The sequence below is a fragment of the Actinobaculum sp. 352 genome (assembly GCF_003957265.1).
GTDB lineage: Bacteria > Actinomycetota > Actinomycetes > Actinomycetales > Actinomycetaceae > Asp313.
Map to the genome: position 1 here is coordinate 105,065 of NZ_RQSN01000003.1, position 19,357 is coordinate 124,421.

A 19,357-nucleotide genomic window follows, 5' to 3' on the forward strand; every position below is an offset into this window, starting at 1 on the left:
CGACACGCGCCGATATCCGGCCGATAGGAGAATCAGGTACGTGCTTCCGCCCGGCCGCGTGCGGCGTTGTGGGCATGGCCCGGTCTGCTGACGGCCGCTCCCGTCCGCGGGTGGCGCGGCCCTCGCTGGGAAAACTGTCCCGCCGCCGTCTGTGTGCCGTGTGTCAAGATAGTAGCCGGAAGGAGCCCGCAATCCCATGAGTAGAAACCTGGTAGAGGAAGCCACCGATGCCATTCTTGACCGCATTGCTGGAGGCCAATACCGCGCCGGCGATAGCCTACCCGGCGAGGTGGAGTTGGCGGCGGAGCTGAATGTCTCGCGGCTGACCCTCCGTGAGGCTGTCAAGGTGCTACGGGAACGCGGCGTGCTCCGCGTGGTGCAGGGCCGTGGCACCTTTGTGGTTGCCCGCAGTGAGTGGACGGATCTCGGCACTCTTATCAACATGACTCTGCGCACCAGTTCCGAGCGGGAGGTCGGGCTCAAACTCGTCGAATTGCGTCGCATGATCGAAGTGGGAGCGGCTGGGTTGGCGGCACGTAACCGCAGCGAGGATGATTTGCAGGCCATTGCGCAGCAGGTGGAGATCATGGACGCCGCCGGTGCGGAAGCTGACGTGGAGACCGTCGTCAGTGCCGATTTGGCTTTTCACCGCGCGATTATGGAGGCCAGCGGCAACCCCTTCGTCTTGGCGGTGATGGCACCACTGGAAGTCGCAATGCGCCAGTCACGGCGAGTCACATCTTCCGACGCGGCGGTGCGCGAGCGCGCGCAAACGCATCACCGGGAGGTCCTTCGCGCCATCGAGATGGGCGACGAGCAGGCGGCGAAGGATGCGATGCGTTCGCATATGACCCAGACGCGGCTCGATCTGTTGGCCACGACCCGCCCGACGGAAGAAGAGACGAGTGAGTAGAGGGCGCCGTTGCAGCAACTGACATACAGCTTCGGCCCTGTGAATGAAGTGAGGGCTTCGGTAGGAAGCGTAGGCGGATGGGCAAGACGTGGGTGTATTTTCGGCCCCTGCATGACGGACGGCAGCCGGTAAAGAAATCCCGATTGTCACCTCTGAGCTTTCCACCCTTGCACAAAGGACCAAAGACAAATATACTAGGGCACAAGTCCTCTGAGGTCTGAGCGCATGCAAAGGAGCGAAGATGCCCCAGATTAGTCGTGAAGAGTTACTGGCGGGACTCCCGCCAGTTCCTGATGTTTCCGCTGCCGACGTCGTCGCCGCGCAGCAAGCCGCCGCGGGATCCCACCCCGTATACGTTGTTCTCGACGACGATCCTACCGGCACCCAATCCATTTCCAACCTACCCGTCCTCACATCCTGGGACGAAGAGGACTTCGCCTGGGTGTTTGGCACCGGTGCCCCCGCCGTATATGTGATGACGAATTCCCGCTCGCTCGCGCCCACCGACGCCGAGCGGGTCAATCGCGAAGCCGTGAACGCCGCACTGGCGGCAGCCAAGGCCGCCGACCTTGAGGTAGCCTTCGTTTCGCGATCAGACTCGACGCTGCGCGGGCACTTTCCACTTGAACCGGACACGATCACGCAGTGCTTACGCGAATCGGCGGGTGTGGAGGTTGACGGCATTGTGATTGTGCCCGCCTTCGGTGACGCCGGGCGAATCACGGTGCACGGAACGCATTACGCCGGCAATCCCGCCGACGGCTACCTGCCCGTTGGCGAAACGGAGTTTGCGCGCGACGCCAGCTTCGGATACAAGTCATCTGCACTTGCCGACTGGGTGGAGGAGAAAAGCGGCGGTAAACGCCGCGCTGCACAGGTTCTCGTACTCGATATCGAAACCCTGCGGACCGATCCACAGGGCACCTTGGAACTGCTGCGCTCTGCGTCGGACGCTCAGGCCATCGCCGTGGATATCGTCGAAGAAGAGGATCTGCGTCAGCTCTCGCTGGCCTTGATCAAGGCGGAGGAGGCGGGATCGCACTTCATCTACCGCGTTGGTCCGCCCTTCGTGCGTGCTCGACTCGGCCAGGAAGTTCATGCGCCGCTCACCTCCGAAGAGATCAACGCCGCTCGCGGGGAGCGGCCGGTGGCACCGGGTGGACTGGTTGTTGTCGGATCACATGTCGGGCTCACAACGCGACAACTGAATGCACTGCGCGAGCATCGGCATCCACTGGAACTGGAAATCGACGTTGCACAGGTGATCGACGACGACGCCCGCGATGCTCATCTCCGCAACCTCATTGACCAGTCGGTTGACGAACTTTCATGTGCAGACGTGATCGTACGTACTTCACGCACCCTCGTCACCGGTGCCGACGCCGCCGATTCCTTGGCCATTTCCCGGCAGGTCTCGGCAGCCGTGGTCACGGTGGTGCAGGGAATAATTGCCCGCGTCCTTCCCCGGTTCGTGATTGCCAAGGGCGGCATCACCTCCTCCGACGTCGCCTCTAAGGGCCTGGAAATCGGCCGCGCCATTGCGCTCGGCCCGATGCTGCCAGGAATTGTCTCGCTGTGGCTGGCGCAGGATGGCCCCGCCGCCGGGGTGCCCTACGTTGTGTTCCCCGGCAATGTTGGGGGAGATGATTCCTTGGCCGAGGTAGCGGACAAGCTCAAGCAGTGATGAGGCAGTAGTGCCCGGTGGCCCCCGACCGCCGCCGGGCACGCGGAGGCGGATCTCCGCTTGCGGAAACACCCCTTCCGCCCCGGTTCATCCGCCAAACTGCGAAGCGCTGCCTAGCCCCGAAAGGCGGCAAAGCTACGAAGAGCCACCAGGCCTGGCACAACCTCCCGAAGAACTACTCCTAGCCCCGCAGGGCCACCAAGTCTTGCACAGTCGCCTAGCCCCACAAGCCGATAAACACCTGTAGGTGCGAGACGGCTCCCCGGAACACTCGGATGAATATGCACCTCGAGTGACCGCCCACATCCCCGAATCCGCGGCGCTGCTGCCACGGGAGCGCCGCAATAGACCTCTCTGCACAGCGCATGCCCGCACGGGCATGCAGCCACCGGTCATTGCAGACCGATTCCGATCAAGTAGAAAATCCCCATCAAGTAAGAAAACAGGAGAAAATCATGACACAACGCGTAGCGGTTCTCGGGCTCGGAGCAATGGGGCTTCCTATGGCTACCTGGCTCTCGAAGAGCTTCGAAGTGAGCGGTTATGACCTTTTCGACCAGCGGCGGCAACTGGCCGCCGAGGCCGGTGTTGAGACGGTGACTACCGCTCGCGACGCCGTTGAGGGCGCCGACGCCGTACTGATTGCCGTGCGTAATAGAGCGCAGCTTGAGGATGTGTTGTACGGCGCCGCCGGCGTCGTAACGGCTATGAAGCAGGGCGCCGTCGTTATCCTCACGTCCACGGTCGGTGTTGACGCGGTCATGGAGGTGGCGGCTCGACTGGCCGACGATGGCATCGGCATGGTCGACGCCCCGGTATCCGGTGGTCCGGTGCGAGCGGGTGAAGGTGATCTGCTCGTGACCTGTGGAGCATACCCGGATGTGTACGCGGCGGCTCTGCCGGTACTGGAGGCCATGGCGGGCAACCTGGTGTTGGTGGGCGATGAACCCGGTAAGGGTCAGGCGATGAAAACCGTCAACCAGTTGCTTTGTGGTGTGCATATCGCCGCGGCCGGGGAAGCCTTGGCTTTAGCCGGCAAGCTGGGCCTCGATCAGCGCAAGGCACTCGATGCACTGATGTCGGGAGCCGCAGAGTCCTTCATGCTGGGTAACCGCGGTCCGCGCGCCATCGAGGCGTATGAGGGCGGCACCCCCGAGGTGGCATCCCGCGTGGATATCTTCGTCAAGGATATGGGTATCGTGACATCGGCAGCCAAAAGCGTCGGCCTCTCCGTCCCGCTGGCTGCGGCAGCGGAGCAGCTGTACGTGCTTGGCCTGGCACAGGGCCGCGGGGCCGACGACGACTCGACCATTATCAATGTTGTACGTGGCGAAGGGAAATGATTTATGAGCACTGCAGCTCTACTCGGGATCGCCGTTGGTGCGGTCTTCGTCCTGCTACTTCTCGTTATCGGGGTCAAGATGTCTGCATTCGTTGCCCTCATCTTGGTGTCTCTTGGCACCGCCCTGGCCACTGGCATAGCGCCGCAAAAGATCGTTGGCGTGCTGCAAGGGGGCATGGGCGATACCCTCGGATCGGTGATGATCGTGGTCGGGCTGGGAGCGATTCTAGGCCGCTTGATCGAAATGGCCGGAGGAGCCGATTCCCTGGCGCGCGCCTTCACTTTGCGCTTGGGTGAGCACCGTGTAATCGCTGCGGTGACGGCATCGGCATTCATCCTCGGCATCCCCGTCTTCTTCGACGTCGGCTTTATTATCCTCGCTCCCATCGTGTTCGGCTTTGCACGAGTAGCGGGTTTGAACCCGCTGAAAATCGGGTTGCCAGTGGCAGGTGCCCTGCTGACGGTACATGTTGCATTGCCGCCGCATCCGGGACCGGTTGCTGCCGCTGGTACTACCGGCGCCGATAACGGCATGATGATTATGATCGGTCTGCCGATTTGCGCAATCACGGTGCTGGGAGGCTATTTCATCGCCAAGAGTATCCGTACTGACGGAATTCAGCTGTCGGAGTCTCCGGTCAGCAAGGCAGCGGAATTACAGGCAGAGCGAGCGGAGAATGACTCGTCGGTGGAGGCTTCCGGAGCGCAGGACGGTGCGGCGACCGCCTTGCGGCGTGCCGTGCGACCAATCGGAGCAGGAACAGTGATTCTCCTGATCCTGCTTCCGATCTTGCAGATCATGCTGGGAACGGTCAGCACTATAGCCCTCAAGGAGGGGACAACCACCCAAAGATGGCTCTCACTGATCGGATCGTCGGCGGTGGCTCTGACGGTTGCGGTGATTGTGGCCTACTTGGTGGTGGGGCGCTCGCAAGGCTGGAACCTGGAACGGCGCAGCAGCATCATGGACTCGGCCCTACCGGATGTGGCGGTGATCGTCTTCGTCACCGGTGCGGGTGGCATGTTCGCCGGCGTACTAACGGAGTCGGGCATCGGGGACGCACTGTCCGAGACGCTGATCGACCTCAATATGCCGATTATTCTTGCCGCCTATCTGATATCTCTGGTACTGCGCGCTTCGCAGGGATCCGCCACAGTCGCGATCAACACGAGTGTCGGCCTCATGGCTGTTCCGATTGCAAATGCCGGATTCACGGGGATAGAAACTGTCCTTGTCACGCTGGCCATAGGTTTCGGTGCTCTCGGGCTATCGCATATCAATGATTCCGGGTTCTGGATCGTGACGAAGTACCTTGGCTTGTCGGTGAAGGACGGCCTGAAGACGTGGACTGTTCTCTCAACCGTACTCAGCCTCATCGGCTTTGCACTAACCTGGGCTGTATTCGCACTGGTCAGCTAAGTCGGTGGCCTGCTGGGTGGCGGGACGGCTTTCGCCACCCAGAGGCGGCCGTTTTGGTCCCCTATAGTGCAACCGGCGCGTACCTTCCCGCCACGACGGTTTCGGAGGGTAACAGCGTGGCAGATGCGATGTGGCGGAGAGGCCAGTCGCGAAAGTTGTGGTTGGCGTGCCCAGGATGTGCCATATTCGAAGCAACCAACCACAAAGGCACAATAGCAAGGAGAAGGAAATGACCACATTGACAGACCTGGTGGGTGACAACCCCACTTTGGATCACCTGTATGAAGGCGGCTGGTGGATTGAAGGTCCATGCTGGTTGCGCAAGGAACAGGTGCTGCGTTTCTCAGATGTTAAGCACGCGCGGATCTGGGATCTGGATCCCACTACCGGCGAGCTTGTTCTGCACGCGGAAAACACCGAACATGTCAATGGCCGCACCGTTGACCTCGATGGGTCCGTTCTGCAGTGTTCGCATGGTCTGCGGCGAGTCGAGCGCGACCGCGACGGCGAGGTGACGGCCGTGGTGGACCGCTGGCAGGATCACCGCTTCAATTCGCCCAATGACATCGTCGTGACCACCGACGGATCAATCTGGTTCACCGACCCGGCCTACGGAATCATCTACCCGGAGGAAGGGCATCCCGGATCGCGTGAGTACTGTGATCACTGGGTATTCCGCATAACCCCGGAAGGGCGGCTGACGGTAGCCGCTACCGACGTGGTCGAACCCAATGGCATAGCGTTCTCTCCCGATGAATCAATCTGCTACATTGCAGATTCTTCCGCGTTGAACCGCGAAGGCACTCCGTTCGAGCGCAACCATATCCGCCGCTACATGGTGGACGATTGGCGGCTGAAGAACGGTGAGGACTTCGCGCAGGTCGGCCCGGGAGTCCCCGACGGTATCAAGGTGGATGAGCACGGAAACGTGTGGTCCTCCAGTTTGGAGGCCGTGGTGATTCTCTCGCCGGATGGTGAGGAAATTGGGCGGGTGCCAGTGCCGGAGAAAATCGGTAATCTCTGCTTCGGAGGGCCGGACGGCACAGACCTCTTCATTGCCGCCTCGACATCCATCTATCGTCTTCACACCAATACACGCGATTGTCGTTACGCCTCCGGGCGTGCTTGAGTGGATTGCGACTATCGCCGCGGCACCTTGGGCATATGCTGCCGGGCTTGCCGGAGACGGCGGAACGGCTAGCGGGAGGAGAACGCGCCTGCCAATGCATAAGGGGTTGGTACCACGTCGGTAGTACCAACCCCTTATGCAGAGCCTCCTGTGCGAGGCGCTTAGGCGGAAGCGTTCTGCCGCGATTCCCAGGCGGAGCGGACCATTTCTCGCAGGTCGTAATGGCGGGTCCATCCCAGATCTCGCCCTGCCGCGGTGCCGTCGGCGACGATCCGTGCCGGGTCACCGGCACGGCGTGGTGCCTGAATGGGGGTGAAGTCGATACCCGTAACTTGACGAATGGCGTCCATGATTTCCTGCACCGAGGTGCCGCCGCCACTTCCCAGGTTGTAGGCAGGAAGTAGGTCACGGCCTGCCAGCATCGCCTGCGCGGCCAGCACGTGACCGGAGGCGATATCGGCTACATGCACGTAATCACGCACACAGGTGCCGTCGGGCGTCGGGTAGTCATTGCCGTTGACTTGTGGTGTGCCGCCGCCGAGCAGGCGGTCGAAGACCATGGGGAACAGATTATGCGGGCTGGAATCCCATAGTCCGGTATCCCCGGAACCGACAACGTTGAAGTAGCGGAGGTTGACACCCTGCCATTGCTCGTCCACCGCGTGCATATCCGCATTGAGCCATTCACCGATGAGCTTGGTCTGACCGTACGGTGATTCGGGATGCAGGGCGGTGTCCTCGGTGACGAGGTCGACGTCGGGAGTTCCGTATACCGATGCCGAACTGGAGAACACGTAGCGATGCACGCCTGCATGCTGCATGGCACGCAGCACGGATACGGTGGCTTCCACGTTTTGGTCGTAGGTGTGTAGCGGCTCGGTGACCGACACTCCGGCGTATTTGAAACCGGCGATGTGGACGACGCCGTCGCAGGCGTATTCGTGCAGTGTGCGTTGTACGAGTGCAGTATCGCGGATATCGGCGCGGATGAATGGAACGGAATCTGGCACAAAGGATGCGTGGCCGGTGGATAGATCGTCGATCACTACGGGTGAGAGTTTCGCCTGTGCGAAAGCTCGGACCACATGGGAACCGATATAACCGGCACCGCCGGTGATGAGCCATGACATAGGAAAATCTCCTCCTGTATCGAAGTGCTAACGAGAAGCCACAGAACTTCGGTCCCGGCCGTGTTCCTACGGTCGGTTCCTGAAATGGGACCGATTCCCAAAAAGGCCGGGACCGAAGTCGAATTAGTTGCTTGGTGCGCCTGTGGTGGCGTCCTTGGCGGGCACATATGTGGGGCGGATCCACGCCCACAGGGCGAAGATCAAGGCCACGCCGAGGAGGGCAATACCCACCCATAGGTTGGCGTTGACGCCACCGGTCTTTTCGAGTTCCGGATCGCCTACAATTCCTGTCAGTGTCAGGATGATGCCGAAACATGCCATCATGATCCCGATCACGTTGCGGACGTCGAAGAGTCCGGCACGCCGCTGTGGTTGGTTATTCGTTGTGTTACTCATCCTGCATCTCCTTAGAACAGCACGTTGAGCACGATGACCATGGCGAGGGCAATGCATGCCAGGGGTACCGGGCGGGCGAGCACGGGCATGGTCTTCAGTGCCGGGTCATGGAAGTTGGACTTCGGCGTCTCGGAGTAGACGAAGCCCACCAATTCCTCGGCCGGTTTCGGCTTCGTCCCCAAGGAGACGAGCACGGCGAGGATGAGATCGACGACGAACCCCGTTGCGGCGGCAACGAAGGCCGTGCCCTGCCCGGGTAGGTTGATGACACCGACCAGCGAGAGCAGCCACACGATCACCGCAGAGAGTGTGCCACCGATAAGGCTCACCCAGCCGGCTGTTGGAGTCATTCGCTTCCAGAACATACCGACGATGAAGGTGGCGAAGAGCGGTGCGTTGAAGAAGCCGAACAGTGTTTGCAGGTAGTCCATGATATTGGAGAACTTGCTGGCGATAAGCGCCGTGAAGATGGCCCCAATGGTCGCCACCACCGTACACATCCGGCCCGCCTTCACATAGTAGGCATCCGGTTTGTCCTTCACCACGTAGGTCTGCCACAGGTCAATCGTAAACACGGTATTGAGCGCGGAGATATTAGCCGCCATGCCAGCCATGAAGGCGGCGAGCAAGCCGGTAATCGCCAGGCCGAGCAGTCCGTTGGGCAGAAGGTCGCGCATGAGGTAGAGCAGGGAGTCATTGAACTGCACTCCCGTACCCGAGGCACCGCCAGCCACATGCTCGCCATTCTTGACATCGGCGATTTCGGTGACGAGGACGGCCGCGAGCATGCCGGGAAGTACGGTGATAAAGGGAACGAACATCTTCGGGAAGGCACCGATAATCGGCGTCTTTCGGGCTGCGGTCATGGATTCGGAGGCCATGGCGCGCTGCACCTCCACGAAGTTCGTGGTCCAGTATCCGAAGGAGAGCACGAAGCCGAGTCCGAACACTATACCGATCACAGACAGAACCGGTGAATTGAAGCCGGAGAGAGCCTGGCCGGGCCAGGAGTGCAGCTGTTCACTCGCGGAGGCCACATGTGCATCCGGTGGGGCCGCCGCTGCCGCCTCGGTGATCTTCTCCTTCAGGCCGCTCCAGCCGCCCACGCGATGCAGGCCGATAAGCGTCAGCGGCAGCAGGGAGGCGACGATAACGAAGAACTGCAGGACCTCGTTATAAATGGCGGCACTCAGGCCGCCGAAGGTAATGTACGCCAACACGATGACGGAGGCGACAACCAGGGCTACCCACAGCGGCCAACCGAGAAGCGCGTGGACGATGCTCCCCAACAGGAAGAGATTGACGCCGGCGATAAGCACCTGTGCCAGGGCGAATGAGAGGGCGTTGACCAAGTGAGCTCCCGTACCGAATCGCATGCGCATGAATTCCGGCACGGAGCGGACCTTTGAACCGTAGTAGAACGGCATCATGACCACGCCCAGGAAGAGCATGGCGGGTACGGCACCCACCCAGAAGTAATGCAGGGTTGGCAAGCCGTATTCGGCGCCATTGGCCGAGTGCCCCATGATTTCGACGGCACCCAGGTTGGCGGAGATGAAGGCGAGTCCCGTTACCCAGGCGGGTAGGGAACGACCAGAGAGGAAGAACCCGATGGAGCTGGAGGCCTGCCTTCGGGCGATAAGACCGATACCGAGAACGGCCGCGAAGTAGATCGCTATGACGAGGTAATCGACGCCATAGGCGTGGATCAAATGTGTCATCGTCGTCGATGTCCTTTCAGCGGTGTGTGTTCGACTTTGATACGCTCCAGATGATGACGTAATCATTCTGATTCTTGCAAGGGAATCTCACGCTGTCAACGGGATTGTTAGATTCAAAGTGTTACGTTATCATCCTCTTTATGGACGGCACTGTGGCCGAAGGAGGAGGTAAAGTGCAGAAACCTTCCATGAAGATACCCGCGTGGTCGGCAAATGAGGGAGCCCGCCGGGCACGTGAATTATTCGCGGGGGCATTTCCGGAGCTCGATGGCCCGGATGGTGTATGGGCCTCACCCGGGCGCATCAACTTGATCGGCGAACACGTGGACTATAACGGTGGGATTTGCCTGCCGATTGCGCTGCCCCATCGCACCTATGTGGCGTTGCGGCGACGTGAGGACACGCGGCTCCGCCTCGTATCGGATGAGAGCGGTGCAGCCCGGTGGGAAGGTGAGTTGAGCTCTGTACATCCCGAGGCCGAGATTCCGGCGTGGGTCGCCTATGCGGCGGGTGTTGCCTGGGCTCTCCAGCGCAAGGGGCACGCGCTAGGCGGCTTTGACGCCGCAGTGGTCTCCTGCGTGCCACTGGGAGCGGGGCTGTCATCCTCGGCGGCGTTGGAATGTGCGATGGGACTTGCGCTCGACGAGGTGTACGGGCTCGGCCTTGCCACATCCCCCGCAGTTCGAGCCGAATTGGTAGCTGCGTGTGTCAGCGCTGAGAACGACGTCGTCGGTGCACCAACCGGGGGTATGGACCAAGCGGCGTCGTTACTCACTACGAAGGATCATGCGCTACAGCTCGACTGTCTGACGGGAGCAACAACGCAAGTGCCATTCGACCTTGCCGCGCAGGGCCTGACAATACTTGTTATTGACACGCAGGCCAAGCATTCCTTGGTGGATGGGCAGTATGGGCAGCGGCGTGCGGTTTGTGAGCGGGTCGCGGCACTGGAAGGAGTGGAGACGCTACGGCAGTTGCCTGATCCGCAGGGTACGCTTTCGCGCCTGAATGATCCGGAGGCGGTGCGAAGAGTCAGGCATGTGGTTACCGAGATCGAACGCACGCAGGAGTTCGTGGAACTGCTGACGGAGGGTGAATACGGCGAGCTCGGCGCTCTCATGAATGCATCACACGCATCGCTGCGTGACGATTACGAAGTGAGTTGCGCCGAACTTGACACTGCGGTGGAGGCTGCCCGTGCTGCTGGGGCATGGGGTGCCCGTATGACCGGTGGCGGCTTCGGCGGCTCCGCCATTGCGCTAATAGAACAGGGCAATCTGGAGGCAACAATGGCTGCAGTGGATAGGGCGTTCGTAGACAATGGATGGATCGCGCCACGATTTTTGGAGGCGACAGCCTCCGAGGCCGGACGGCGCATCAACGAGGAGGAAGAGGCACTATGAGCGATAAGGGTCTGGAGGCTGCCGCCGTGCGTATGCGTGCAGCGGGAATGCCGGAACTGTTCATCCGCGTCTTCGGTGAGTACTACCGCCAATTGGAAGAGGGAAGCACCGGTTTAATACCGGAGCACAGCATTCAACCCGTGACTGCGGTGGCGGATGCGCGGGGCATTGAGCCGCCCGTGTCTGAACAGGCGGAGGCCTTGCGCCATACCGTCTTCATCAAACTCAACGGTGGACTCGGTACCTCCATGGGCATGGATCGTGCCAAGTCTCTGTTGCCGGTTCGTACCGGTCCCCCCGACGGCGCCATGCTGAGCTTCTTGGATATTATCGCCGGTCAAGTGCGCCATGTGCGCAGCGCCTTCGGTGTTCGGATGCCACTGATCTTCATGGATTCCTTCCGCACGCAGCGCGACACCCTCGCCGCGCTCGCGGCGTACCCGGACCTGGTGCAGGAGGGTTTGCCGCTAGACTTCGTGCAACACCAAGAGCCGAAGCTGCGGGTGGACAATCTGGAGCCGGTTGACTGGCCGGAGGATCCCTCCCTGGAATGGTGTCCGCCCGGGCACGGGGATATCTATGTGTCACTGTTGGATACTGGGTTGCTCGACACCTTGATCGAGCGCGGATATCGGTATGCCTGCACTTCGAATGCGGATAACCTCGGCGCCGCTCCGGATGGGCGTATTGCCGCCTGGTTCGCCGCCTCTGGAGCTCCCTACGCTCCGGAAGTGTGCGAACGCACCCCCGCCGACCGCAAGGGTGGTCATCTGGCACGGCGGATCTCCGATGGGCGCATCGTGCTGCGCGACACCGCACAGACCCCCGCGGATGATATGAAATGGTTCACCGACGAAACCCGGCACCCCTTCTTCCACACGAATAATCTGTGGTTCGACCTGCGGGCATTGCGCGAGGTACTGAACGAGGGTGGCGGCATGGCTGGACTCCCACTGATCCGCAACCAAAAGACCGTGGACCCCTCAAATCCGGATTCGCCGCAGGTGTATCAGATTGAGTGTGCTTTGGGTGCCATTGTGGAACGTTTCGACGGAGCGTTGCCGGTGTTGGTTGATCGGTCACGTTTCCTGCCGGTGAAGACAACTGACGATCTGCTGCTGTTGCGCTCGGATGCCTACGAGCTGGGAGAGGATTTCCAGTTGCGGCTCGTCCCGCAGGCGGCGCCATTGGTGGAGTTGGACTCGCGTTACTACAAGCGCATGGCCGATTTCGATGCCCGCTTCCCGCACGGTGCACCATCGCTGCGAGAGGCCACGCGGTTGGCCGTGACCGGCGATTGGACCTTCGGTTCCGAGGTTCACCTGCGTGGCGATGTGGAACTCGTCGCCCGCGACCCGCAGACCATTGCCGACGGCACTGTTCTCGATGCAGGGGTGGAGGCATGAGCGGCGCGGAAGCGGTGTCGAATCGCGGCAATGTCGGTAGTGCCGAAGACGTTAGGATCGCGTGCGGCGATGCGCAGGCGCTTGTGACGCCACGTGGAGCGGGCCTGCGCGCGTACCGGGTGGGCTCGCGCGACGTCGTCGTGACCTACCCGGGGCCAATACCCCCGGCCATGCACGGAGCGATTCTGGCTCCCTGGCCGAATCGGCTCGCTGACGGTCGATACGAATTCGGTGGCAACGAGTACCAGCTCCCGGTGACCGAACCCGCGCGCCGGGTGGCGAATCACGGTTTTGTCCATGACCAGATATGGGCGGTGACAGATCGCAGCGCCGATAGCGTGGAGTTCCGCTTTGATATTGGCGGGGAGCTGGAGGGTTACCCCTTCCCCTTAGAATTACGGGTTCGTTACCTGCTCGACGACGAAGACCTGGTGGTGGCCTTTACCGCGACGAACTGCGGCGAGGTGGCCGCGCCCTTCGGGGTCGGTTTTCATCCCTGGCTCTCACCGGGGGAGGCCACGGTGGATGAGTGTGAGTTGCGCGTTGCGGCAAGTGGATGGGTGCGCGCCAATGAGCGTCTACTGCCGGAGGAGTTCTGCGCTCTGCCGGCGGATAAGGACTTCCGCACACCTCGATCATTGCGTGGAGTTTCGCTAGACGACGGCTTTGCGCCCGCAGTCTTCTCCGGGGAGTACACCTGGGCCGAGTTGATATCGCCCGATGGCATGACCGCCGCGGTGTGGGCGGAGCACCCGCTAGAATACTGGCAGATCTGCACGGGGGATTTCCCCGAGATCGGAGCTTTTGAACGTTCCGGTGTTGCCGCCGAACCGATGTCGTGCCCGGCGGACGCTTTCAACTCCGGCAAAGGGTTGGTCACGCTGCAACCCGGTGAGACATATTCGGTGAGGTGGGGGTTATGCCTGCGAAGGACGAGCGATCACGCGCGGTCCGTTTAGCGTCAGATGGTGAGCGGAGTGCCGATACGCCCAGCCATTTGCCGGGAAGGGGTGGAGCTGCGGTCGAAGGCATTCCAGCGAGCGGGCGTTCGCGCCTGGGAGGGCGAGGAGTGTCGATCCGCGACGTCGCTGCCCTGGCGGAGGTCTCCCCGCAGACGGTATCCCGCGTGGTGCGCGGCCAATCGAATGTGCGCGAGCAAACCGCGCGGCGGGTTCGCGAGGCAATGGATCAGTTGGGTTATGTGCCGAATCGGGCGGCGCGTGCCCTGCGTTCTGGGACGCTGGGCACGATCGGCGTCGTCGGTCATCAGCTCTCCCGTACCGGTGAAGCTCATATCACCGAGGCTGTTGTTGCGGCTCTTCGTGAAGCTGACCGTCCCGTGACCTTGGTGGATACGCCCTCCAGCAATCCCGAGGATATTTCACGCGCACTGGAATTCCTCGGGCAGTATGTGGATGGTCTGATCGTGCTCCGCCTGGAGACTCCATTGGCGGCACTGTCCAGCGGGCGGCGGAATTTGCCGATAGTGCTGAGCGATTTCCGCCCGTCGGTGCAGTACACCGCGGTTGGAAGCGACCAGGCGGCGGGCACGAGAGCGGCGGTCAGCCATCTGCTCGAACTCGGGCATGAGACCGTCCATCACATTGCCGGTCCAACGCATTCTTTACAGGCATTGGCCCGCGAACGCGCATGGATGGAAACATTGTGGGAAACCGGGCGTAGCGTTCCTCCCGTGTTTCGCGGGGATTGGACGCCGCGCTCCGGATACCAACTGGGTCAACGGATTGCCGAAAACCCGGATATTACTGCGGTGTACTGTGCCAACGACGAAATGGCGCTGGGCCTCCTGCGTGCCCTGTACGAGGCGGGCAGGCGTGTTCCCGACGACGTCTCGGTGATCGGCTTCGACAATCTGGTGGCGGAATGGATGTGGCCACCGCTGACCACCATCTCGCAGGACTTCGCGGCGGTAGGAAGAAATCTGGTGTCGGCGCTACTGGCGGTTATGGAGGATCCGGAAGGCGTGCAACCGCAGCAGATTCTTATTCCCACGCAATTGATCGTGCGGGAAAGTACGGCTCCGCCGCGCACTATAGGCCCATCCACTCTTCACCGCGTACTCTGAGGAGCATGGTTGCGCCGCGCATGGCCATGAACACCCCGGCGTAGGCGGCCCATAGCGCCAGCAGTCCTACCTGCCCGCGCCCGAAGGCCACAACAGCTGCGATGCATGGTGCTAGTACCAGCAGGGATGCCAGCATATACCAGGCGAGACGGCGAGCGTCGCCCGCTCCGATAAGAACACCGTCGAGCATGTAGGCGACGGCGGCGATCGGCAGGCAGAGCGCGGTGACCCACAGCGAGTGGGTGGCAAGGCTGTGCACGGCGCCGTCGCCCGTCATGAGGAGCGGGATCAACGGGCTGAGAATGATGAGGAGTGCTCCGAGCAGTGCTCCAGTTGTAACCCCACGATTGAGGCATCGGGCCAAAACTGCGCGAACACGTACTTTATCCTTCGCACCAAGTCCCTGACCAACCAGTACCTGCGCCGCGGTGGCGAGGGCATCGAGCCCGTAGGCCGCGAAGTTCCACACGGTCATGGTGATCTGGTTCGACGCTAACTCCTCGGTACCCAGACGGGTGGCCGCAGTTAACTGCCCGATGATGGCTGCACGCAGGCAGAGTGTGCGGATTATCAGCGGCATGGCGCTGCTGAGCGAGGCAAGAACTCCGGCGCCGCGGAAGGATGTGCGTGCCCCTTCTCGCCGCGCTCTGCGCACGACGACGCTCACCAGCCACAGGCCCATTCCGGTCTGGGCAAGCGCTGTGCCGACGCCTGCTCCAGCCACGCCCCAGCCCACGGGGTAAATGAGAAGAAAGTTCAGCGGCACATTGGCGGCGGCCCCGCCCGCGGCCGCATAGAACGGAGTGGTGGTGTCGCCCAAACCGCGTAGCGTACCGTTGGCGGCAAGAACCACCAACATGCCGGGCAGTCCAAAGGCGGAGGTATGTAGGTAGCGGCGTGCTTGTAGTGCGACGTCGGAGGAGGAGCCAAAGAGTTCCAGCAGCGGTCCACCGAAGGCCAGCAGTCCGGTTGCAAGTATGACAGCCAGAATGAGTGCCAACCAGATGCCGTCGATACCGCGACTAAGCGCCTCCCGGTGGCGGCCGGCACCGAATAGTCTTGCGGTCGACGCCGTCGTCGCGTAGGCGAGAAAGATACACAGGCCCACAATCGTGGTGAGGACGGTTGATGCCAGCGCTAGGCCGGCCAATTCGGAGGTTCCGAGGTGCCCGACCATGGCCGAATCGACGGCCACCAGAAGTGGCGCGATGAGGAGCGCACCGAGCGAAGGAAGAGCAAGACGCCGAATCTCTCGGTCTATATCGCGTTCAGGCACGCCGCGATTGTACACGGAGGGCTTGCAACCGTGTGGGCTGGGTCGTCATCCGTTGGAGTCCTTGGTGTGGAAGCGGAGATGAGTCGCGCATAGAGGGGAGTCCGCCCTACTGACCGGCTCTCGTATCGGATCGACTGGTAGATGCAGGCGTTGTGTGGAGTACGTCATCGCGCGATCAAATCGGCTGCATAACCTGCTCCGAGGGCGTATTTTGCTAGGTGGACATTTGTTTCCATAAATGCGGATTTGCGCGATTCACTACTCGTTTCCACTTGGAGCGCACGACGCGTGTTATCTGGTGATGAGTGCGTAAGGAAAGGAAGCCCAGCCGATGAGTAACCGGGCTGCGAAAGGTCAATCAACCGTTCAATCGGTCAGCCGAGCACTCGAGATTCTCGAAATTGTTGCACGGGCCGGCATGCCGATTGGTATCACGGAGATAGCGGAAGCAACGAAGCTTCCGATGCCGACCATTCATCGCCTGCTGCACACCCTGATCGCATCTGGGTACGTGTACCAAACCCCGCGGCGCAGATACGCCCTGGGAACCCGGCTCATTTCGCTGTCCCGTTACGCAGGGGGTGCCCTCGGCGTCGCTCTGCGGCCACTGTTGACCAAGACGGTGGAAGAGCTGGGTGAATCTGTGTCGGTGGCCATGCTCGATCAGGACTTCGCACGATACATCGCGCATGTTCCCTCGGAGCGTTCGATGCGAATGTTCACAGAGGTAGGGAACCAAGTGTCGCTACATGCGACGGGGGTGGGGAAGGCCATCCTCGCGGCAATGCCATCGAGCCAGGCCGGAAAAACGATTGACCGGTGCGAGTTGCGTGCCCTGACTCCGCGCACGATCACCGATCCGCAAGCATTGCGGGAACATATCGATTTGGTGCGTGAACGCGGATATGCCATCGACGATAACGAGCACGAGGTGGGCGTGTGCTGCGTTGCGGTAGCCGTACCGGGTGATCTGTACTTGGCAGTGTCAGTTGCTGCGCCCGTTGGGCGTATCGATCTGGACACGGTGGAGACGCATGCTGTACCGGTTCTTCGAGAAACGGCGAGCAGTATTGCGCAGCTTCTTGCGGAAGAACGGCGTGCTGCGGAGGAGGAGCGTCAGGCGGCGGGAATCGAGTAATCGCAGCTGAAAGGTTCCTAGCTTGTAGTTCATTCGGTGTACTCGGCTCGTGTAGGGCGCCGGTGATGCGTTGTTGTGTGGATGTGTGGGCATACGCTCCGCCCGGTGCAGATAAGCCATGTTGCCACCGACGGTGCTTGCGTGCACACCGATCACATAGACTCGCACCGGGACTTGTGCCCGGGAACAGCGATCCCCTCCCTACGGGTCGGCTCCTCTACCATGCGCAGCCCCAATGTGTCTGAGAACACATTTCCATAGACGTGCTGCATGGCGGCTACAGCTCCCAATGGTGGGAGGAGCAAGGGCCTCCAAATACGCCTATACGAATGGCGGTGGCACCTCTCTTTCCCGTATGACGGAAAAGAGAGGCACGCCCTCAATCCCTCGATGTGTGCCCGTTTTTGCGTGATATCAAGCCGATTTCTGCGCAACTCGTACTTTTTATGCCCTTCTTACGCTGCGGTACCTTCTTCTAACTAGCGAAAAAAGTATTCCATCTGACGGAAAGCCGTGGTACTGTGATCGAAACGAAGAGGAGGACTCGATGAAGATCCTTGTAGTCAATGTGAATACAACGGAGAGCATGACGCAAAGCATCGGCGATGCGGCACGGGCCGTCGTGGGCCCGGGAACGCAGATCGTCGAGCTGACTCCGTCATTCGGTGCGGAGTCCGTGGAAGGGAACTTCGAATCCTATCTAGCGGCGGTGGCCGTTATGGATGTTGTCGCGACCTACCGGGACTCATATGACGCTGTCGTGCTCGCTGGATTCGGAGAGCACGGCAAAGAAGGGGTTATGGAACTGGTGGAGACACCGGTGGTTGACATAACCGAGGCTGCTGCACATATGGCCATGCTGCTCGGTGATCGCTTCTCCGTGGTGACCACCCTCGACCGAAATGTGCCTCCGATTGAAGATCGCCTGCTTTCATACGGGCTTGATCGCCACTGTGCGTCTGTGCGCTCGACCGGGCTCGGTGTTCTTGAGTTGGAAGACACTGTGACCGCAAAAGCGGCCATCACGCGGGAGGCCGAACGAGCGGTTGCCGAAGACCACGCGGAGGTGATTGTGCTCGGTTGTGGCGGAATGGCGGGACTGGACCGCGAAATATCGGCGCAGCTGAGCATTCCCGTAGTCGAAGGAGTTACCGCGGCGGTCAAGCTCGCCGAGTCGCTGGTTGCGCTCGGGTTGAGTACATCGAAGGTTCGTAGCTATGCAGCTCCGAACCCAAAGAAAGTAACTGGCTGGCCGCTCAGCGGAAAATAGACGCTGCGCAGCGAGCAATTGAGCGGGCGAATGGCCCAATGAGAAAGGACGGAAAGGACGGAGATGTCCGCAAACGCTAGACAAACCGTCGTCATTGCCGTTGGCGGCAATGCACTTATACGCGACAAACACCATGTTGCAGTAACCGATCAGGTGGAGGCTGTCCGGGAATCGTCATCGTATATAGCCGACTTGGTCCAGGAGGGCTACACCCCGGTTATCACGCACGGCAATGGGCCACAGGTAGGGTTCCTGCTACGGAGAGTGGAGCTCGCCTCGGCCGAACTCCCTGCTATTCCGCTCGACTACCTCGGCGCTGATACGCAGGGCGCGACCGGGTACATGTTTTCGCGTTCACTTCGTAACGAACTAGCGAACCGTAACATTGACCGTTCCATTGCTGCAGTGGTCACGCAATCCATCGTGGATAAGAACGACCCAGCTTTTGCCGATCCAACCAAGCCAATCGGCTCTTTTATGGATGAGGAAACGGCAAAACGGCGCGAGGTCGAGGATGGTTGGGCCGTGCGGGAGGATGCCGGACGCGGATATCGCCGCGTCGTTCCTTCACCCATTCCGCGCGATATCGTCGAGAAGGACGTCATCACAACGCTTGTTGCAGCGGGCTGCCTGGTGGTTGCCGTAGGTGGCGGCGGAATTCCGGTATCACGCGAAGAATCGGGAGAACTAAGCGGTGTAGAAGCCGTGATCGACAAAGATCGCGCCTCTGCACTTCTTGCTTCCTTGCTCGGGGTGGAAACGTTTGTTATCTGCACTGCCGTGGACACGGTCGCGATCAACTTCAACACCCCCGAGCAACAAGAGCTGCACCGACTCACCGTGGCTGAAGCCAAGAAGTACCTTGCCGAGGGACAGTTCGGCGCAGGCTCGATGGCGCCGAAAATCGAGGCTGCCATCAACTTCCTCGAACAAGGGGGAAAGAGAGTCATCATCACATCTCTTCCTCTCCTGAAAGACGCCGTTGCCGGCAACGCCGGCACAAGCATCACGCAATAACCAACACACACTAGCGGCCCTGGCCG

16 protein-coding genes are annotated in these 19,357 nt (G+C 60.9%); 12 read left to right on the forward strand and 4 right to left on the reverse strand.

What is annotated here, in order from left to right; genetic code table 11:
- The first annotated feature begins 196 nt into the window (after positions 1–196).
- The 5 genes from EKN07_RS04550 to EKN07_RS04570 all read left to right on the forward strand — a co-directional run bounded on the left by EKN07_RS04550 (position 197) and on the right by EKN07_RS04570 (position 6,488).
- Positions 197–913, forward strand: a complete 717-nt coding sequence (locus EKN07_RS04550; RefSeq protein WP_108716532.1) for a FadR/GntR family transcriptional regulator — start codon at positions 197–199, stop codon at positions 911–913.
- Positions 914–1,154: 241 nt separating this feature from the next.
- Entirely contained in the window at positions 1,155–2,597 is a 1,443-nt protein-coding gene (locus EKN07_RS04555) for a four-carbon acid sugar kinase family protein (protein WP_126145745.1), read from the forward strand.
- A gap of 455 nt (positions 2,598–3,052) precedes the next feature.
- Positions 3,053–3,940, forward strand: coding sequence for an NAD(P)-dependent oxidoreductase (locus EKN07_RS04560; RefSeq protein ID WP_126145746.1), 888 nt, complete (start codon positions 3,053–3,055; stop codon positions 3,938–3,940).
- Between the two features lie 3 nt (positions 3,941–3,943).
- Entirely contained in the window at positions 3,944–5,359 is a 1,416-nt protein-coding gene (locus EKN07_RS04565; RefSeq protein ID WP_108716530.1) for a GntP family transporter, read from the forward strand.
- A 229-nt stretch (positions 5,360–5,588) separates the two neighbouring features.
- Entirely contained in the window at positions 5,589–6,488 is a 900-nt protein-coding gene (locus EKN07_RS04570) for an SMP-30/gluconolactonase/LRE family protein (protein ID WP_126145747.1), read from the forward strand.
- Between the two features lie 161 nt (positions 6,489–6,649).
- Here EKN07_RS04570 and galE read toward each other — a convergent pair whose 3' ends face one another.
- The 3 genes from galE to EKN07_RS04585 all read right to left on the reverse strand — a co-directional run bounded on the left by galE (position 6,650) and on the right by EKN07_RS04585 (position 9,735).
- The gene (gene galE / locus EKN07_RS04575; protein ID WP_108716529.1) at positions 6,650–7,618 is read right to left on the reverse strand and encodes a UDP-glucose 4-epimerase GalE; all 969 of its coding nucleotides are present in this window, start codon (positions 7,616–7,618) and stop codon (positions 6,650–6,652) included.
- Between the two features lie 123 nt (positions 7,619–7,741).
- The gene (locus EKN07_RS04580) at positions 7,742–8,014 is read right to left on the reverse strand and encodes a hypothetical protein (RefSeq protein WP_108716528.1); all 273 of its coding nucleotides are present in this window, start codon (positions 8,012–8,014) and stop codon (positions 7,742–7,744) included.
- Positions 8,015–8,025: 11 nt separating this feature from the next.
- Positions 8,026–9,735, reverse strand: coding sequence for a sodium:solute symporter family protein (locus EKN07_RS04585; protein ID WP_126145748.1), 1,710 nt, complete (start codon positions 9,733–9,735; stop codon positions 8,026–8,028).
- Positions 9,736–9,923: 188 nt separating this feature from the next.
- On the opposite strand from EKN07_RS04585, the gene galK reads away from it, so the two are divergent.
- Genes galK through EKN07_RS04605 form a run of 4 tightly spaced genes read left to right on the forward strand, consistent with a single transcriptional unit; the run spans position 9,924 to position 14,630 of the window.
- Positions 9,924–11,138 carry a galactokinase gene (gene galK / locus EKN07_RS04590; protein WP_126145749.1) on the forward strand — a complete coding sequence of 405 codons (1,215 nt, stop codon included), beginning with the start codon at positions 9,924–9,926 and terminating at the stop codon, positions 11,136–11,138.
- Positions 11,135–12,544 (forward strand): UTP--glucose-1-phosphate uridylyltransferase, encoded by a 1,410-nt coding sequence (locus EKN07_RS04595; protein ID WP_126145750.1) that lies wholly within the window; start codon positions 11,135–11,137, stop codon positions 12,542–12,544. Before galK ends, EKN07_RS04595 begins: the two co-directional genes overlap by 4 nt.
- On the forward strand, positions 12,541–13,503 hold the full coding sequence (locus EKN07_RS04600) for an aldose 1-epimerase family protein (protein WP_126145751.1): 963 nt from the start codon (positions 12,541–12,543) through the stop codon (positions 13,501–13,503). Before EKN07_RS04595 ends, EKN07_RS04600 begins: the two co-directional genes overlap by 4 nt.
- Positions 13,464–14,630, forward strand: a complete 1,167-nt coding sequence (locus EKN07_RS04605; RefSeq protein ID WP_108716524.1) for a LacI family DNA-binding transcriptional regulator — start codon at positions 13,464–13,466, stop codon at positions 14,628–14,630. Before EKN07_RS04600 ends, EKN07_RS04605 begins: the two co-directional genes overlap by 40 nt.
- Here EKN07_RS04605 and EKN07_RS04610 read toward each other — a convergent pair.
- Complete coding sequence (locus EKN07_RS04610; RefSeq protein ID WP_126145752.1) at positions 14,596–15,906, reverse strand: MATE family efflux transporter; 1,311 nt, start codon at positions 15,904–15,906, stop codon at positions 14,596–14,598. The two genes, EKN07_RS04605 and EKN07_RS04610, sit on opposite strands and share 35 nt — an antisense overlap.
- A 331-nt stretch (positions 15,907–16,237) precedes the next feature.
- Here EKN07_RS04610 and EKN07_RS04615 point away from each other — a divergent pair, with 331 nt between their 5' ends.
- The 3 genes from EKN07_RS04615 (at position 16,238) to arcC (ending at position 19,331) form a co-directional block, all read left to right on the forward strand.
- On the forward strand, positions 16,238–17,044 hold the full coding sequence (locus tag EKN07_RS04615; protein ID WP_108716523.1) for an IclR family transcriptional regulator: 807 nt from the start codon (positions 16,238–16,240) through the stop codon (positions 17,042–17,044).
- 547 nt (positions 17,045–17,591) lie between these two features.
- Entirely contained in the window at positions 17,592–18,314 is a 723-nt protein-coding gene (locus EKN07_RS04620) for an aspartate/glutamate racemase family protein (protein ID WP_108716522.1), read from the forward strand.
- A gap of 63 nt (positions 18,315–18,377) precedes the next feature.
- Positions 18,378–19,331 (forward strand): carbamate kinase, encoded by a 954-nt coding sequence (gene arcC / locus EKN07_RS04625; RefSeq protein ID WP_126145753.1) that lies wholly within the window; start codon positions 18,378–18,380, stop codon positions 19,329–19,331.
- Positions 19,332–19,357 lie beyond the last annotated feature (26 nt).

Bases quoted from the DNA above. Each gene is read 5' to 3' on its own strand.
- EKN07_RS04560 (WP_126145746.1), top strand. From the start codon at position 3,053: ATGACACAACGCGTAGCGGTTCTCGGGCTCGGAGCAATGGGGCTTCCT.
- EKN07_RS04570 (WP_126145747.1), top strand. From the start codon at position 5,589: ATGACCACATTGACAGACCTGGTGGGTGACAACCCCACTTTGGATCAC.
- EKN07_RS04580 (WP_108716528.1), bottom strand. From the start codon at position 8,014: ATGAGTAACACAACGAATAACCAACCACAGCGGCGTGCCGGACTCTTC.
- galE (WP_108716529.1), bottom strand. From the start codon at position 7,618: ATGTCATGGCTCATCACCGGCGGTGCCGGTTATATCGGTTCCCATGTG.
- EKN07_RS04585 (WP_126145748.1), bottom strand. From the start codon at position 9,735: ATGACACATTTGATCCACGCCTATGGCGTCGATTACCTCGTCATAGCG.
- galK (WP_126145749.1), top strand. From the start codon at position 9,924: ATGAAGATACCCGCGTGGTCGGCAAATGAGGGAGCCCGCCGGGCACGT.
- EKN07_RS04550 (WP_108716532.1), top strand. From the start codon at position 197: ATGAGTAGAAACCTGGTAGAGGAAGCCACCGATGCCATTCTTGACCGC.
- EKN07_RS04620 (WP_108716522.1), top strand. From the start codon at position 17,592: ATGAAGATCCTTGTAGTCAATGTGAATACAACGGAGAGCATGACGCAA.
- EKN07_RS04605 (WP_108716524.1), top strand. From the start codon at position 13,464: ATGCCTGCGAAGGACGAGCGATCACGCGCGGTCCGTTTAGCGTCAGAT.
- EKN07_RS04615 (WP_108716523.1), top strand. From the start codon at position 16,238: ATGAGTAACCGGGCTGCGAAAGGTCAATCAACCGTTCAATCGGTCAGC.
- EKN07_RS04595 (WP_126145750.1), top strand. From the start codon at position 11,135: ATGAGCGATAAGGGTCTGGAGGCTGCCGCCGTGCGTATGCGTGCAGCG.
- EKN07_RS04555 (WP_126145745.1), top strand. From the start codon at position 1,155: ATGCCCCAGATTAGTCGTGAAGAGTTACTGGCGGGACTCCCGCCAGTT.
- EKN07_RS04600 (WP_126145751.1), top strand. From the start codon at position 12,541: ATGAGCGGCGCGGAAGCGGTGTCGAATCGCGGCAATGTCGGTAGTGCC.
- EKN07_RS04565 (WP_108716530.1), top strand. From the start codon at position 3,944: ATGAGCACTGCAGCTCTACTCGGGATCGCCGTTGGTGCGGTCTTCGTC.
- arcC (WP_126145753.1), top strand. From the start codon at position 18,378: ATGTCCGCAAACGCTAGACAAACCGTCGTCATTGCCGTTGGCGGCAAT.